This window comes from Aeromonas sp. FDAARGOS 1411 (assembly GCF_019047125.1).
Lineage (GTDB): Bacteria > Pseudomonadota > Gammaproteobacteria > Enterobacterales > Aeromonadaceae > Aeromonas > Aeromonas veronii.
The window spans coordinates 1,298,651-1,315,690 of the sequence record NZ_CP077214.1 but is presented as its reverse complement, the minus strand read 5'-3'; the positions used below and the strand labels follow the sequence as shown (position 1 = coordinate 1,315,690).

Sequence of the window (17,040 nt, the reverse complement as noted above, 5' to 3'; positions counted from 1 at the left end):
GCCCCCCGAATAATCCCGTTGATTGATGTAGCACGCACCACACTATTAACTGGCAACACAATATCAGCCCTCGCAGGCATGGCTCGCGGGGCAAACGCACGGGATAAAAGAACACAATAACGAGGTTTAGCTATGACCACGCCATATCGTCCCCGCGGCAGCTGGCAGGCAAGGATTGGCCTGCTGCTTCTGCTGCTAAGCCCTGCGCTGCAGGCCAGTCAGACTCTGACCGTGGCCTGGAGTCACTGGCCCCCCTTCAGCCAAATCAACAACCGGGGTGAGCTGGATGGGCTGGATGTCAGCCTGACCCGCCAGATCCTCACCCAGGCGGGCTTTGCCCCCAAGTTTCGCGAGCTTCCCTGGGCGCGGGCACTGCATCTGGTAGAACACGATCAGCTGGATGTGGCGATGGCCGCCCTCCCTCTGCCGGAGCGCCAGAGTTATGCCCGCTTCTCGACCCCCTACCGCCAGAGTGCCTATGTGCTGCTGAGCAATGACCCGATTCCCGGCCATCAGGATCGCTGGGCGCAGCTCGATAATCTGCCCGCGTTGTGCAACGAGACAGGGCTCAAGATAGGCAAATTGCGCGGCACTCGCCCCATGCATCAGATGGATAGCTGCCCGGCGCTTAAAATGGCGACCGAATACAACGCCGATGAGCGGATGATCGATCTGCTGCTGGCTCGCCGCCTCGATGGCATCATCATGGAGTGGCAATATGCCCGCTACCGGCTGGCCCAGCTGGGGGCCGAAGAGTTTATCAGCTGCCAACTGCTGCTACACCACCAGCCGGTCAGTCTGATGTTTGCCAAAAACAGCGTGAGCGAAGAACAGATCCTCAAAGTCAACGAGGCCATTCATGCCTTGCCCAAACCCCACAACAAGTTCTCGCCCCCCAGGTGTCGCCTCAATGCCGATCCGGGCGCCGCGGATCTGCTGACCCGCACTCTCCGCAAGCATTGACGGGATAAGCCGCCACCTGAAATAGCAAAGGCGACCCGAAGGTCGCCTTTTTGGTATTGTCGAACTTGTTCCCCAAACAGGGAGCGATCAGTCGATGAGCAGCAACAGCGATCAGCGCAGCTGCGGGGTATGAGTCAACACCCCCTGATTCTGGGCACGATGGCGCAACAGGTGATCCATCAACACCAGCGCCAGCATGGCTTCGGCGATGGGCACGGCGCGGATGCCGACACAAGGATCGTGACGACCCTTGGTGATCATCTCGATAGCCTCGCCTTCGGTATTGATGGTCTTGCCCGGCACAGTGATGCTGGAAGTTGGCTTGAGCGCCATGCTCACCACGATATCCTGCCCGGATGAGATGCCACCCAGAATGCCGCCCGCATGGTTGCTGGCAAAGCCCGCCGGGGTCATCTCGTCGCGATGTTCGGAGCCTTTTTGCTCCACTACCGCAAAGCCGTCACCGATCTCCACCCCTTTCACCGCATTGATGCCCATCATGGCGTGGGCGATATCGGCGTCGAGACGATCAAACACTGGCTCACCCAGGCCTACCGGCACATTACTGGCAATGACCTGCACCTTGGCACCGATACTGTTGCCCTCTTTTTTCAGGTCGCGCATGTATTGATCCAGTTCTTCCAGCTTGCCCGCATCGGGGAAGAAGAAGGGATTCTGCTCGATCTGCGCCGCGTCAAACGCCTCGGCCTTGATGGGGCCGAGCTGGGAGAGAAAACCGGTGATCTCGATGCCATGCACCTGTTTGAGGTACTTCTTGGCAATGGCCCCCGCTGCTACCCGCATCGCGGTTTCGCGGGCGGAGGAGCGACCACCCCCGCGATAGTCCCGCTGACCATACTTCTGGTGGTAGGTGTAGTCAGCGTGACCCGGCCGGAACAGATCCTTGATATCGGAGTAATCCTTGGAGCGCTGATCGGTATTCTCGATGAGCAGCCCGATGGAGGTGCCGGTGGTCTTGCCCTCGAACACCCCGGAGAGGATCTTCACCTCGTCCGGCTCGCGGCGCGGCGTGGTGTAGCGGGAAGTGCCCGGCTTGCGCCGATCCAGATCCCCCTGCAGATCCGCCTCGCAGATCTCCAGCCCAGGCGGGCAGCCATCAACCACGGCGCCCAGCGCCAGGCCGTGGCTCTCGCCAAAGGTAGTGACCCGAAAGAGTTGACCAAAACTGTTCCCTGCCATGCGAGCTCCTGCTTAGTTCTTGTAGATGGCGAAATGATCCTGATACTGCACCAGCTCGTCACGGGTCATCACAAAGACGCCGTGACCGCCGTTTTCGAATTCAACCCAGGTAAAGGGGATCTCGGGGAACTGGGCTTCCAGATGGATCATGCTGTTGCCTACTTCGACCACCAGGACGCCGTTATCCTTGAGGAAATCTGCCGCATGGGCCAGCAGACGCTTGGTCAGCTTGAGACCATCGGAGCCGGACGCCAGCGCCAGCTCGGGCTCGTGACGGAATTCATCCGGCAGATCCGACATATCTTCGGAGTCCACATAGGGCGGGTTGGAGACGATGAGATCGTACTTGTCGCCCGCCGGCAGATCGCGGAACAGATCGGAGCGGATCGGAATGACCTGCTGCTCAAGCCCGTGATCGTTGATATTGCGCTCGGCCACGTTCAGCGCATCGACGCTGATGTCGATGGCATCGACTTCCGCTTCCGGGAACTCGTGGGCCATGATGATGGCGATACAGCCGGAGCCGGTGCACAGGTCCATGATCCGGGTCGGTTCATGTTTGAGGAAGGGCGCGAAACGGTTGGCCACCATCTCGGCAATGGGGGAACGGGGAATGAGCACCCGCTCGTCCACGTAGAACTCCCAACCGGCATACCAGGCCTTGTTGGTCAGATAGGCGGCCGGTACCCGCTCCTGTACGCGGCGGATAATCAGCTCGGCGATACGGTGACGCTCGCTGCTGGTGAGACGGGAGTGGCGCATGGCCGGGTCTACATCCGGTGGCAGATGTAACGCGGGCAGTACCAGCTGCACAGCTTCATCCCAGGCGTTGTCGGTTCCATGACCGTAAAAAATCCCGGCGTCGTTGAAACGACTCATGGCCCAACGCAACATGTCCTGGATGGTGTGCATCTCGGCAACCACCTCATCGATAAATATCTTGTCCAAATCCACCTCCAAGTCGAGTAATATCCGGCCCGAGCCCCGTTTACGTTGCGGGCAAGACGCATACCTAATACATGAGCATCTGATGAAAAAAACGCCCTCACCGACAGACGAGGAAACCCTGCTGTTCCGCGATGCGATAAAAGGTACCCGGAAAATCAAGCAAGATACCATAAGGGCCGAGTTACGCCCGGTCAAGCAGAAACGCGAATTGCGCGAAACCCGCGAAAAGCTTGGGGTTGACCACTATTTCAGCGATGAGTATCAGCCCCATCTCGACGATGATGGGCCGACCCGTTACGTGCGGGAAGATGTGTCAAAATTTGAGCTGAAAAAGCTCAAGCGGGGCATTTATCCGCCGGAGATCTACCTGGATCTGCACGGCATGAACCAGCAGCAGGCAAAACAGGAGCTGGCCGCCCTGCTCACCCTCTGCCAGAAAGAGAACATTCACGTCGCCTCGGTGATGCACGGCATCGGCAAACATATTCTCAAGCAGCGCATTCCCAGCTGGCTGGCCCAGCACCCCAATGTGCGCGCCTTCCATCAGGCTCCCCGCGAATGGGGCGGCGACAGCGCCATTCTGGTGTTGCTGGATATCGAAGAGTAGTTAGCCAAACGACCACACTATACTGAATATCAATATGTTATTCGCCGTGGAGGTCGCATGTTTACACAGGGTTCCCATGCCGACATAAAGTCATCTCTCGACGCCATCGGCGCTGCCGTGGCGGTGTTCAGCCTCGACAAGGATGATCACTTTGTGCTGGTCTCTGCCAACGATACCTTTGCCAAGGCGTTCGAGCTGGATGTCCTTGGCAGCATTGGCAAACAGCTGAGCGAGATGTTTCCCCGCTACATCACCAATACCATCGAGCCGCCAATGCACGAATGTGTGCGCATGCAGACAGGGCTCGAGAGCGAGCTGCCTATCGACAGCCTGTCGCGTACCAGTTGGTGGCGCTTTATTCTCTCCCCCATCATCCCCGAGCAGGCACGGATCAACCGGATCATCGTCACCGCCATCGACATCACCGCCAGGATGCAGCTGGAAGAGGCGCTCACCACCAGTCGCCGTCGCTTCGAAGCGGTGGTCAACTCTGCCTATGACGGCATCATCAGTGTCAGCAGCGAGTCACGCATCGAGCTTATCAATACCGCCGCCTGCGAGATGTTCGGGATCGACGAGAGTTATCTCGGCAAGCGGCTGGAAACCCTGCTGCCACAGCGTTTTCGCGCCAATCACGAAACCTATTTCAAAGCCTTCAGCAGCTCCCCCATCAATTCGCGCCCGATGCATGCCCGCGCCTCGGTGATGGGTCTGCGCCGCGATGGTAGCGAATTTCCGCTGGAGGTGACCATCGACAAGATCAATCTGGGCCCGACCACCGAGATGACCGCCATCTTGCGGGATATCTCGGAGCGAGCCCGCCTGGTGGAGGAGTTGAAGGTCGCCGCCACCACGGATCCCCTGACCGGCATTGCCAACCGGCGCCGCTTCAACGAGCTGGTCAACGCCGAGATGCAGCGCTGTCAGCGTTTTGGCCATACCATGAGCCTGCTGCTGATCGATATCGACCACTTCAAGGAAGTCAACGATACCTTTGGCCATCAACAGGGAGATCTGGCGATCCTGAGTCTGGTGAAACGGATCAGCAAACAGCTGCGGGAGGTGGACATGCTGGGTCGCTGGGGTGGCGAAGAGTTTATCGTGCTGCTCCCGGAAACCTCCCTCGAGCTCGCCTGGGCCAGCGCCGAGCGGATCAGGCTCGCCATCGAATCCCAGCACCATGCACTGGACGGGGCTCTTGAGATCTCCCTCACCATCAGTATCGGGATCAGCGCCAGCAAGGGCAGCCATGACACTGTAGAGAAGATGGTTAGACGAGCCGACACCGCCCTCTATCTGGCCAAGAAACAGGGGCGCAACTGCTGCCGCAAAGAGGAACCGGAGCCGACCTGATGGCGCACGCCCCTGCCCTCTGGTGACACTACTAACCTGTGCCTGCAGAGATAACCAACCGCAGCGAACACAAAAAGCAGCGCTACTCTCTTCGGTAGCGCTTTTTTCGTTCTGCTTTTAGTGCGCTTTTCAATCACAACCATCAAGGGGACGGCTAAAGCGCAGTGGGCCACCATCAGCCAGAGAGAGCCTCACCGACAGCATGCCGCCGTTGGGCAATTGCCACTCGAAGAAGTCATCAAATCCGGCAATCGTTACGGCGCGGATCACCTTGGCGACCACACCGTGCGCCACCAGCAGTATCCGTACCCCTTGCATGGTCGAAGCCAGTGCCGTTAGTCCCTGCGAGACCCGGGCAATCACCTCATCAATGGTTTCACCACCGGGAGGCGCTTCAGCCCAGCGCCGGGTGATATTGCGCGCCCACAGTTCGGGATAGCGTGTTCTTGCCTCTACCTGCGTCAGCCCTTCAAACAGGCCGACATCCCGCTCACGAAAGGCAGGCACAAGCTCCACAGGCAATCCCAACTGACGAGACAAGATGGTAGCACTCTCCCTTGTTCGAAGCAGAGGGGATGCCAGCAACCGATCGAACGGCTGCTCTGTCACAGCTACCTTCTCAGCCAGACAAGAGATCTGGCGCACGCCATCGTCATTGAGCCCGATATCCAGCGCGCCCTGATAGCGCCCTTCCGCATTGGCCTGCGTCTCTGCATGGCGGATCACCACCAGTTCCATGGTGCACTCCTCTTTCCTACTATCTGCTTAGTGATTAAACCACATACGACTTCCCATTCAGATAACGAGACGACAATCCCCATTCATCTGCGCACCTTAACGATTCTTTAAAATCGAACAAGATTGCCTCGCTCCCAGTGAAAATAATCTGCTGAACTACGCACACTCATCCGTAAACAAATAGATACATATGACTTTTACATCCAACATGTTCATTTCTCACTCCGTGAAATAAATAGCGAGCTGGGTGATACCATGAGTTGATAGATGGGAAGAATAAACACCCTCATCATAAATACGAGAAGGATAGCGTCATGGGTGTGCTCTGCGAACCCATCGTTTAGCAAAACATCACAAAACGTTTCTTGATATTACTAAGCCGCAAGGTTCAAACATTAAACCCGGCCATCAATAAATTTTGATATGGACCGTTTACGTCACTTTTAGCGGGAAATCAAAGTTGGCCGAAAAATACAGCTCCCCCTCCAGATTGATGGTTCTCTTTTTAATCACTACCACATATTATCCATACCATAAAAATATATAAAAAGGGGGCTAAGCCCCCCTCTCCTTATCAATGGATGGACTATCTCTTTAATTGGGTTGTCACCAACGCCCAGGGGCCACCTTTGGCGGGATCATCCCCTTGCGTCCACCATTTTGCCTGATAGACGGCGCCCTTGTAGCTCACCTTGCTGCCAGCGGTATAGACCTTGCTGGCATCCCAGGCAGGCTGACCATCAACCGGCGGGTCAACCGGATCGACCGGGGCGGGATCGAGCTTGGCGACGATCCGCACTTTCGGCCAGTTGGCGTGGGAGCCGTAGAAGTTGGTCACGCACTTCTCGTAATCACCCGGCACCAGCGCAGAATAAGCGGTCTGAAAGCCCACCAGCTCGCACTCGAAGGAGTAACCGCCCGGGCGATCCGGATAGTATTTCCAGTTGCCATCCCAGTTGGTGTAGAGCACGTCGGTAGCGCCGTTAAGATTGAGGCTGCCATAGGGAGTCTGCTGCCAGCAGGTGTTCTTCTCATCCGCCTTGATCGGGATCTGGTAGTGGTTGGCCAGCCCTTCCCAGTAGCGGATACGATTGACCGGCTGCCCCTTGTCCTTGTTCTGTTCACCACACTCGATACCACCGTTGATCACGTTGATGGTGGTACCAAAGCCATAGCCGATACCCGCATCGGCCTCCCGCTTGGAGGGTACCCAGGTGCGATCAATCACGTGCAGCATGGCCGGTTTCGGGGCCTGCGGGGTAAGGAAAAACCAGATGGCAGAAGCGAGGTTGAGCCAGGAGTCCGCCACCAGCCCCGGGTTGTTGAGCAGCACGGAGGCATCGCCATCGAACATCGCCTCGGAGAAGGCACCGTAGTTGAAGTGGTAAGAAAGCTGCTTGGCGCCGCGGCCGAAGTACCCCTGACCCGTACTGCAGGGCCACTTCTTGTTCTGCCAGTCGTTCTGGCCACAGCCGGTGGTATAACCGGTCTGTCCCTCTGACCAGCCCATCTCCCGCACATGCACCAGCGCCTGTTGCCACTCCTCCAGCCCCAGCGGGTTATCGGAGACGTTCTCCTTGGCAATATGGCCACCGGTCTCCTGAGAGAAGTGGGCAAAGGCGGTCACGATGGATTTTTTACAGATCGCATCAGAATCACGCCCGTCAGTATATTCACCACAGAACGCAGGGAATTTACCGATGGCTCGCAAGAAGCGGACATAAGTATATTCCGGCGCTGCCATCTGGGTTAAATATTCCCATTCAGATTGGGGAAATACCCGTTCAACCCGTTTTACGTTGTCAGGATTGCTTGCCAGACCCGGTTCAATGGCATCAACGATTTTATTTGACCGGGTCGCCAATGCCTTGGCCCATATTGCATACATGGGATTAGCCGTCTTGGCTTTTTCCATGGCGGCCAGATCCGGGGCCGCAATGACATATCCTCCCGCATTTTGCGGATCGGGTTGAATATTCATGGCTGCACTCATTGCGGCATAGCTTGGCAATGCGCAGGCGGCAGCGATCAGCCAGGCACAACGCTTGGGTTTGAACATGTTTATCGTCCTTGTTTGAATTAATGCGTTCCAAGAGTAGGTGTTTCAACAACTAAATTCACGATGAGAATTAAGAAATAAGCAGAATTTGTGAGCCATTTCACCTTGTGATATTCAGTGCAGCTGAAACAAAGAAAAAGAACCCAAACGAAAACGCTACAGCGTGATCTGTCGCCCATTTTTAGAACAGTTGAGACAGCCAGGTGACCTGCCATACGGTCATTGTTCGTGATAAAAAAAATGGCTGACAGGCTCAACCTGTCAGCCATCATCAATGTTCAAGAAAAATGCTCAAAATAGCCGGATGTCCGGCACGCACGGCACGGATCAGGATATTGCGCGGGGTCATGGGTTTGGCACAGAACTCCCCCACTTCGACCCGATAGCCCTGCTCTTGCAAAAAGAGCGCGCGATCCAGCGCCAGCCAGATCTCGAGGGGACGGCGAAACAAATGACGCACCAGCTCCATGCGGGCGACATCACCAAAGCGGCGCTCCCCGTGTTCCAGCCAGGCGGAGTAGTCGAGCCCGGCGGGCAGCACAATCCCTTTGCGTTCAGCAGCCCAAACGCAGAATGCCTCAAACGTGCCGGTCAGCAGGCTCTTTTGCATATTGGGCACCGGCAGATACTCATCCACCCCGCGCACCTGACGCTGCAGGCAGTCAAACCCGAGCCGCCACACCACTTCCTGCTCGCGCAGGCGGGCGATCCGCGCACCGCCAGTCACCGTCTCCTGTAGCGGCAACTTGAGATCCGCCTTGCTCAACACCAGCTCGCTGGCGCTGGCCGCGGCTGACAGCGGGCGATAGTGGCTGGTGCGGATCAGGTGGTAGCAGCAGGGAGAGATGGTCACTCCGCGGGCACCGCGCTCGGCCACCCGCTCCAGCAGATGGGTGTGCAGCTCGCCGCAGGCATGGAGTGCCATAGCGTGATGTTCGGGGGCGATCAGCGCCGCCGACTCGGGGGCAAAAGTATCGGCGCAGGTAAAGGTCATATTGGCGCCATCCCGCTCGGCCAGCAGCCGACCTTCGTCACAAAGCTGATCTTGCAACTCCAGACTGAGGATCGGAGCCTGTCGATGAAGTGACACCAGCCGCCCAAGGTGGCCCTTGCCGGCACACCACTCCAGATAGGGGCCCTGATGGGCAGGCAGACAGGCGGTGAACGACTCGATCTGGGCCTGCTTGCGCCCCGGCATATGCAGCGCCATCTCCTTGCTGCAGGTGATGGGCTCCGGGGTAAACGGGGCAAGCTGGCTGAGTTGCTGCAGCTCGGTACCCTCGGCAATCCAGGGGGCAAGCAGACTGCTGAGTGCATCCATATCCGCATCGAGCTCCGCCAACTGGGCAAGGGTCAGCCCATTGAGCAGTGCCGCCAGTTCGGGCGCCTCATCGACAAAGGCCATGGTCAGATGATGATATGGCTGATACTGCCACCAGCGTTTGTAGCGGGTGAGCAGTCGATCCAGTTGTTGAAAACGTTGAGCCAGCACGAATGCCCCTGCCTTGCAGTCAAAAAGGAGGCTCATTCTAGCGATCCCGCTTCAAATTGCACTCTCAATACCTGACGATCAGCGCCGCGCAACAGCACAGCCAACCCTGTGAGCCAGGGCAGACCTGACAAAGTGCGGGGTTTTATGCTATATTCCGCCCCCTCTTTCACGCGCCCCGTCCAACGCGGGTCGCTTTACCACTAGCTATGGGACCAACAACATGACCATCAACGCCATTCTGCAAGCGCGCGCGGGCGCCAAGTGTGAACTGTGCAGCGCCGAGCAGGCGCTGACCGCCTTCGTGGTGCCTCACTCCCCCGCCAGCGACGATGATCACAGCGTTGCTATCTGTGACACCTGCCGTGGTCAGCTGGAACAACCGGATACCCTGGTGGTCAACCACTGGCGTTGCCTGAGTGACAGCATGTGGAGCCAGGTGCCTGCAGTGCAGGTGATGGCATGGCGCCAGCTCAAAGCACTCTCCGGCAAGGGTGAAGTGTGGGCTCAGGATCTGCTGGACATGATGTACATGGAAGACGAAGCCAAGGCTTGGGCTGAAGCTGGTATTGCTGACGAAGATGACGACAGCGTACCGACCGTTGACTCCAACGGCGCCGTGCTGCAAGAGGGCGACTCCGTCACCCTGATCAAGGATCTGGATGTGAAAGGCGCCGGTTTCACCGCCAAGCGCGGTACCCTGGTCAAGGGCATCCGTCTGACCAACAACCCGCTTCATATCGAAGGCAAGGTCAACGGCGTGCAGATCGTACTGGTTGCTGCCTACCTGAAAAAGGCCTAAGCCAAGCGCGATTGCGCTGCTGACAGAGCACAAGCACAACGAAAAAAGGATGGCGTCACGCCATCCTTTTTTATATCCGCTTGCCGCAAACGGCCAACTTGAGCCCATAACAGGCCAACCAAAGCAACAAGGCGCATCCGGATGGACGCGCCTTCTTTATTCATTGCCGATGCCGTTAACCGGCAGCGGAAACGGTCACTCAGGAGGAGAGTTTGCCGTCCAGCTCGGCAATCTTGGCAGACCAGTAGGCCGGGCCGGTTTCGTGGATATTGTTGCCTTCGGAGTCGACCGCTACGGTCACCGGCATATCTTCCACTTCAAACTCGTAGATCGCTTCCATGCCAAGATCGGCAAAAGCTACCACGCGCGCCTTCTTGATGGCCTTGGCCACCAGATAAGCGGCGCCGCCGACGGCCATCAGATAGACGGCCTTATGCTGCTTGATGCTCTCGACGGTTTTCGGGCCACGCTCGGATTTGCCGATCATGCCGATAAGGCCGGTTTCACCCAGCATCATGTCGGTGAACTTGTCCATCCGGGTGGAGGTGGTGGGGCCAGCCGGGCCAACCACTTCGTCGCGCACCGCATCGACCGGGCCAACGTAATAGATAAAGCGGTTGGTGAAATCGACCCCTTCCGGCAGCCCTTCGCCACAGGCCAGCATGTCGGCGATACGTTTGTGGGCAGCATCGCGGCCGGTGAGGATCTTGCCGGAGAGGAGCACGGTATCACCGCTCTTCCAACTTGCCAGTTCGGCCTTGGTGATGCCATCGACGTTGACGCGGCGCACGTTGCCACCCGCTTCACGGGTGATCTCCGGCCAGTCGCTCAGTTTCGGCGGAGTCAGTTCGGCAGGGCCTGAACCATCCAGTTCGAAGTGAACGTGGCGGGTGGCGGCGCAGTTGGGGATCATCACCACCGGCTTGGAAGCGGCGTGAGTCGGCGCAGATTTCACCTTCACATCCAGCACGGTAGTGAGGCCGCCCAACCCCTGGGCACCGATCCCCAGCTTGTTGACCTTGTCGTAGAGCTCGACCCGCAGCTTCTCTTCAGTGGTTTGCGGGCCACGGGCGATCAGCTCCTGAATGTCGATGTGCTCCATCAAGGCCTCTTTGGCCAGTACCGCAGCTTTCTCGGCGGTACCGCCGATGCCGATGCCCAGCATGCCGGGCGGGCACCAGCCTGCGCCCATGGTCGGCACGGTTTTCAGCACCCACTCGACGATATCGTCAGAGGGGTTGAGCATCACCATCTTGGATTTGTTCTCGGAGCCGCCGCCTTTGGCCGCGATGCTCACTTCCACCTTGTTGCCGGGGATCATGTCGATATGAACCACGGCAGGGGCGTTGTCTTTGGTGTTTTTGCGACTGCCGGCCGGATCGGCCAGCACGGAGGCGCGCAGCGGGTTGTCAGGATTGGTGTAGGCACGACGGGTCCCTTCGTCCACCATCTCCTGCACTGTCATGTCGCTGTCCCACTGAACTTGCATGCCGATCTTGACGAAACAGGTCACGATGCCGGTGTCCTGGCAGAGCGGACGATGACCTTCGGCGGACATGCGGGAGTTGATCAGGATCTGGGCCAGCGCATCTTTGGCGGCCGGGTTGGCCTCGCGGTCATACGCCGCTTTGGCAGCCTGAACAAAATCCAACGGGTGGTAATAGGAGATGTACTGGAGGGCATCTGCGATAGAATCGATGAAATCCTGTTTTTTTATAATGCTCATATCATCCTCACTGGTCCTTGTCTCTGCCACAAAGCAGGGCAAGGGCTTCCATATGATGGGCCGTGCTGACGTGCTGGCTAAAAACTATCAACCAGCAAAAAACGAACGACACGGCAGTTTTTTCTTAAGTCACCGACACCTATGATACGCTTGCCCACCAGCACCGACTAGGGTTCGGGAACCAAACTGTTGCCTGTGTAACATAAAATGACGCCAACACTTCATATCCATCATCTAGACCATAGTGCTGAACTACATCAGCTTTTTGCCCGCCTGCAACATCAGCCGTGGGCCATGTTGCTGGAATCGGCGGGACCACTCGGTACCGATAACGGCTTTGATATCATCACTGCCGATCCGCTGGCGACCCTCGAAACCCGCGGCGAAGTGACCACTCTGCGTATCGGGGCGAATATCAGCAAACACCACGAAGATCCCCTCGCCCTGCTGGCCCATACCCAGCAACAGCTGCTGGGGGAACTGGATCTGTGTGCCACTCACCTGCCCTTTATTGGCGGCGCCCTCGGCCTGTTTGGCTATGATCTCGGCCGTCGCTTCGAGCGACTGCCAGTGCAGGCCGCCGCCGATATCGCGGTACCGGACATGGCGGTAGGTATCTACGACTGGGCGCTGCTGCGCAATGTGGCGACCGGCGACTGGCAGCTGGTGCACTGGGGGGATAAAGCAGGCCTTGCCAACCGGCGGGCCTGGCTTGAACAGCAGCAGGCCAACCCGGCCCCCTCTTTTGCCTTGCAGGGGTCGTGGCAGAGCAATATGAGCCGTGCCGAGTATGGCGAGAAGTTTGCCCGTATTCAGGAATACCTCGCTGCGGGGGATTGCTACCAGATCAACCTGACCCAGCGTTTCAGCACCCCCTATCAGGGGGATGAGTGGCAGGCCTATTGTCTTCTGGCAACCGCCAACAAGGCCCCCTTCTCTGCCTTTATCCGCCTGCCGGAGAGCGCGCTGCTGAGCCTCTCCCCCGAGCGGTTCCTGCTGCTTGATGGCCGTCATATCGAAACCAAACCCATCAAGGGCACTCGCCCTCGCCACCCCGATCCGGCCATCGATCGGCAAGTCGCGCAGGAGCTGGCGCAGGCGGACAAGGACAGATCAGAGAATCTGATGATCGTTGATCTGCTGCGCAACGACATCGGTCGGGTCAGCCGGCCGGGCTCGGTCAGCGTGCCTCATCTCTTTGCGGTCGAGTCGTTTCCGGCGGTACATCATCTGGTTTCCACCATCCACGGTGAGCTGGATGCACGCTGGCAAGGAGTCGATCTGCTGCGGGCCTGTTTCCCGGGTGGTTCCATCACCGGCGCCCCCAAGATCCGGGCCATGGAGATCATCGAAGAGCTGGAGCCCCAGCGCCGCAACGCCTATTGCGGCAGCATCGGCTATCTCAGCCAGCATGGCCGGATGGATACCAGCATCTGCATTCGTACCCTGATCGCCGAAGCGGGTCGCCTGCACTGCTGGGCCGGTGGCGGCATCATCGCCGACTCCGATGCCGACAGCGAATATCAGGAGACCTATGACAAGGTTGCCCGCATCCTGCCGCCGCTGTCGGCGCTGTAACCCTCCCCACTGTCTGGCCAACGCACAGGAGAGCTCCCCGCCATGGATCGCCACGAACTGCTGACCCGCTTCCAGTTGCAGCGACCCGCCCCGGCCCATCGCCTCGCCATCGGCGGGCTCAGTCCGGCGGCGGTGTTGATCCCGGTGGTGATGCGCGATGAGGGGCTCAGCCTGTTATTGACCCGGCGCAGCCCCCGGTTGCGCCATCATGGGGGGCAGATCAGCTTTCCCGGCGGGCGACAGGATCCCGGCGACGAAAACCTCATTGCCACGGCGCTGCGGGAGACCGAAGAGGAGCTCGGCATTCCGGCCCGACTGATTGAAGTGATCGGCACCCTCAACCCGCTCAATACGGTGTCACGATTCGAGGTACTGCCGGTGCTGGGGCTGCTCGATGGCAACTATCCCCTCATTCTGAGTCCGGATGAGGTGGATCACGCCTTTGAAGTGCCGCTGACCCATCTGCTGGATCGGCGCAACCACATCCCCCTGACCCTTTACAGAGGGGGGAAAGCGCATACTATCTACTGGATCCCCTGGCAACAGCACTTTATCTGGGGGGCCACCGCCAGCATGATCAACCAGCTAGCCCAGCATCTCGCAAAATAACAATTTACCTACATTTGGCTGGGCGAGATTTAATCATTAACACTAAAATAACGTGCTAATTGATAAACAATAATTGAATTTTTCTTGTTTTGATCACATTTCCATAAGAAAGTGCGGTTTTTCGTGCCGTAAAGATGAATTTGATCAACATTTTTGATTAGAAAAACCGTATCCTTGCGCCGACTTAATAAGAACCACACATTCGGGGTGAGATAGATGTCAAACACAGTCACTGGCACGCAGGGAGTTGCGGCGTCAACAGAGCAAGGGATCCGCTCTACTCAAACCACTCGTTGGGAAAAACGCGACTCTACCTGGGTCATCAGTCTGTTCGGGACCGCGGTTGGCGCGGGGATCCTGTTCCTGCCGATCAACGCGGGTATGGGCGGTTTCTGGCCGCTGGTCGTCATGGCGCTGCTGGTAGGTCCCATGACCTATCTGGCACACCGTGGTCTGGCCCGCTTCGTGCTCTCCTCCAAAAAGCCAAATGCAGACATCACCGAAGTGGTGGAAGAGCACTTTGGCGTGGGTGCCGGTAAATTAATCACCCTGCTCTACTTCTTCGCCATCTACCCCATCGTGCTGATCTATGGCGTGGGTATCACCAACACCGTGGAAAGCTTTATGGTCAATCAGCTGCAGATGAGTGCCCCACCGCGCTGGATCCTCTCCATTGTGCTGATCATGGGCATGATGTCGGTAATGCTGGCCGGTGAAAAGCTGATGCTGAAAGTGACCGAGCTGCTGGTTTATCCGTTGATCGCCATTCTGGCCGGTATCTCTTTGTACCTGATCCCTGACTGGACCGGCGCCGCGCTGGAGCAAGTACCCTCTGCCAAAGATTTCGCCACCACCCTGTGGCTGACCATCCCGGTACTGGTCTTCTCCTTCAACCACAGCCCGGCCATCTCCAGCTTCTCCCTGGCACAGCGCCGCGATCACGGTGATCACGCCGTCCAGAAAGCCGATGCCATCCTCAAGCGTACCGCCATGGTGCTGCTGGGCTTCGTGATGTTCTTCGTCTTCTCCTGCGTCATGAGCCTGACACCGGCCCAGCTGGCAGAAGCCAAGGCCCAGAACATCGCCGTGCTCTCCTATCTGGCCAACCAGCATGCCAGCCCCATCATCTCCTACTTCGGTCCGCTGGTTGCGTTCGTGGCCATCGTCTCCTCCTTCTTCGGTCACTATCTGGGTGCCCGTGAAGGTCTGAAAGGGATGATCGTGCAGAACATGCGCAAGTCTGGCAAAGAGCCGAATGCCAAGAAAGTCGAGATGTTCATCATCGCCTTCTTCATCCTGACCCTGTGGGGCACCGCCGTGGCTAACCCCTCCATCCTGGGTATGATTGAATCCTTGGGCGGCCCGATTATCGCCACCATCCTGTTCATCATGCCGATGTACGCCATCAAGCGCGTCCCGGCCATGGCGAAGTATCAGGGCCATATCAGCAACGCCTTCGTTGCGACCATGGGGATGATCGCCATCTCTGCCATCCTCTATCAGCTGGTTGGTTAATCTTCGCAACCTGCTCTGATAGCAAAAAAGCCAGCCGAACATTCGGCTGGCTTTTTTTATTGCGTTATCCCGCCCTGAATAGTCTTGCCTCTCATCACAGGGTTACGTAATCCACACTCACACAAAACTTGGGACACAGACCTTATCCTGCTCCAGCATCATCATATTTCGGGCTTCGCTCCGAAACTCGACCAACAAAAATGCCAGTCGGGCAAGCGACTGGCATCTCTTGATAAACACACACTCTCTCTGGCTGATTAGAGTGGCTGCGCTTCCAACAGGAACGGCGTGATGCCGGTAATTTCCGGAATACCGAGCACCAGAGTGTCTTTCTGGCCATTACTACCCGGTTTCATGGTCAGATATGCGGTGACACTGGCGTTGCGATCGGCAAAATCACGCATCCTTTTTTCCCAGAGCCCCTCATAAATTTTTCCCTCTTTGATATCAGCAGGCCCTGTCAAGGTATTGAAACTGCATGAGCGATTATTCCAACCGGTCAGCGTCAGCTTGTTCAAACCTTGAGTGTTGGCCTCTGTCTCACCGCTTACAGAACACCCTTCTTTAAACAGGATGGTCAGCTTGATCCCCAAGCCATTGTTGCTGCGCTCGGTTTTGAAATCTTGAAACAGTGCACTCTCCCCAAGGTTGTACCAGGAGTCCGCGTTGATAGGCGCAGTGACCATCGGCTGCAATGCCACTTGGCCGCCCCAATTCTGAATAGTGAGTGCAGAATCGATTTTGGCTTTGACGGGTCGATAATCGAGTACCCAGAGTGACTGGCTGCTTCCCGCCGTATCTGGCACAGACGCCACCTTGACCAACCCATCAACATTGGTATTGGACTTTTGCTCAGCCGAGTCGAAGGTACTGGGTTGGCTTTTGTTCACCAGCAACGACAACGTCAGTGGGTAACCCTCACCTTTATTCAGAGAAGAGAAGCCTTGAGGGAAGGTATAAGTGCTGACTGTGGCACTTCTTTTCTCAGCAATGTTCATCGCCCAACCCGTGCCCTCTGTGGACGCCGGATAGACAAAACCGACCGCACGATAACTGTCGTTGACCGGACGGTTGATTAACTGCCCCTGAGCGTCCATCAGGACGGGGAGATAAACGCCAGCCACCGGCAGCGCCCTCGGTTGCGGCTCCGGTGGCGTGGTACCACCACCACCACTATCTCCGCCACCACCACCGCAACCAACCAAACCTAATGCACCAATAATTGCCCACGAAAGCGTAGTTTTTTTCATTATTTAATCTCGTTTTTTAGCCTGAACCTTATTATTCCGCAGCTATTTTAACGGGGCAGCACCCGCACTGTCTGTCGGCTATTTGTAACCAAACATTTCATCAAAATGAATGTTTTCTTGCGCACTCCTCTCCTCAACACATTTAGGCCCGCTGATATAAAAAGCCCCTCACAGAGAGGGGCTGAATCGAAAAATCGAGCTAC

14 protein-coding genes are annotated in these 17,040 nt (G+C 57.3%); 7 read left to right on the top strand and 7 right to left on the bottom strand.

The features are described 5' to 3' along the window. The first annotated feature begins 132 nt into the window (after positions 1-132). Positions 133-963, top strand: coding sequence for an ABC transporter substrate-binding protein (locus tag I6L41_RS05750; protein WP_216962620.1), 831 nt, complete (start codon positions 133-135; stop codon positions 961-963). A gap of 111 nt (positions 964-1,074) precedes the next feature. On the opposite strand, the gene aroC is transcribed toward I6L41_RS05750, so the two are convergent. After that, positions 1,075-2,163: a chorismate synthase gene (gene aroC / locus I6L41_RS05745; RefSeq protein WP_047440279.1), complete on the bottom strand. Its 1,089-nt coding sequence runs from the start codon at positions 2,161-2,163 to the stop codon at positions 1,075-1,077. A 12-nt stretch (positions 2,164-2,175) separates the two neighbouring features. Next, a complete protein-coding gene (gene prmB, locus I6L41_RS05740) occupies positions 2,176-3,111 on the bottom strand; it encodes a 50S ribosomal protein L3 N(5)-glutamine methyltransferase (protein ID WP_058051987.1) in 936 nt (311 codons plus the stop codon). Between the two features lie 82 nt (positions 3,112-3,193). Here prmB and smrB point away from each other — a divergent pair, with 82 nt between their 5' ends. Both smrB and I6L41_RS05730 read left to right on the top strand, forming a co-directional pair. Continuing rightward, a complete protein-coding gene (gene smrB / locus I6L41_RS05735; RefSeq protein WP_005333198.1) occupies positions 3,194-3,718 on the top strand; it encodes an endonuclease SmrB in 525 nt (174 codons plus the stop codon). A gap of 57 nt (positions 3,719-3,775) precedes the next feature. After that, positions 3,776-5,071 (top strand): diguanylate cyclase, encoded by a 1,296-nt coding sequence (locus I6L41_RS05730; protein ID WP_216962616.1) that lies wholly within the window; start codon positions 3,776-3,778, stop codon positions 5,069-5,071. A 129-nt stretch (positions 5,072-5,200) separates the two neighbouring features. Here the strand turns inward: I6L41_RS05730 and I6L41_RS05725 are convergent, their stop codons facing one another. From I6L41_RS05725 to I6L41_RS05715, 3 genes are all read right to left on the bottom strand, one after another. Next, a complete protein-coding gene (locus tag I6L41_RS05725) occupies positions 5,201-5,809 on the bottom strand; it encodes a histidine phosphatase family protein (protein ID WP_216962613.1) in 609 nt (202 codons plus the stop codon). A 586-nt stretch (positions 5,810-6,395) separates the two neighbouring features. Beyond that, on the bottom strand, positions 6,396-7,868 hold the full coding sequence (locus I6L41_RS05720; RefSeq protein WP_111900924.1) for a chitinase: 1,473 nt from the start codon (positions 7,866-7,868) through the stop codon (positions 6,396-6,398). 271 nt (positions 7,869-8,139) lie between these two features. Next, entirely contained in the window at positions 8,140-9,396 is a 1,257-nt protein-coding gene (locus tag I6L41_RS05715; RefSeq protein WP_216962610.1) for a methyltransferase, read from the bottom strand. 184 nt (positions 9,397-9,580) lie between these two features. Here I6L41_RS05715 and I6L41_RS05710 point away from each other — a divergent pair, with 184 nt between their 5' ends. After that, on the top strand, positions 9,581-10,159 hold the full coding sequence (locus I6L41_RS05710) for an alkylphosphonate utilization protein (protein ID WP_005333203.1): 579 nt from the start codon (positions 9,581-9,583) through the stop codon (positions 10,157-10,159). A 199-nt stretch (positions 10,160-10,358) separates the two neighbouring features. Here the strand turns inward: I6L41_RS05710 and I6L41_RS05705 are convergent, their stop codons facing one another. Continuing rightward, a complete protein-coding gene (locus I6L41_RS05705; protein ID WP_216962605.1) occupies positions 10,359-11,885 on the bottom strand; it encodes a fumarate hydratase in 1,527 nt (508 codons plus the stop codon). Between the two features lie 294 nt (positions 11,886-12,179). On the opposite strand from I6L41_RS05705, the gene pabB reads away from it, so the two are divergent. The 3 genes from pabB to I6L41_RS05690 all read left to right on the top strand — a co-directional run bounded on the left by pabB (position 12,180) and on the right by I6L41_RS05690 (position 15,587). Further along, positions 12,180-13,463, top strand: a complete 1,284-nt coding sequence (gene pabB, locus I6L41_RS05700) for an aminodeoxychorismate synthase component I (protein WP_254203404.1) — start codon at positions 12,180-12,182, stop codon at positions 13,461-13,463. Positions 13,464-13,505: 42 nt separating this feature from the next. Next, positions 13,506-14,072, top strand: coding sequence for a CoA pyrophosphatase (locus I6L41_RS05695; RefSeq protein ID WP_201991596.1), 567 nt, complete (start codon positions 13,506-13,508; stop codon positions 14,070-14,072). Between the two features lie 216 nt (positions 14,073-14,288). Next, positions 14,289-15,587, top strand: coding sequence for a serine/threonine transporter (locus tag I6L41_RS05690; protein ID WP_216962600.1), 1,299 nt, complete (start codon positions 14,289-14,291; stop codon positions 15,585-15,587). Positions 15,588-15,844: 257 nt separating this feature from the next. On the opposite strand, the gene I6L41_RS05685 is transcribed toward I6L41_RS05690, so the two are convergent. Continuing rightward, on the bottom strand, positions 15,845-16,837 hold the full coding sequence (locus tag I6L41_RS05685; protein WP_216962597.1) for a hypothetical protein: 993 nt from the start codon (positions 16,835-16,837) through the stop codon (positions 15,845-15,847). Positions 16,838-17,040: the final 203 nt, after the last annotated feature.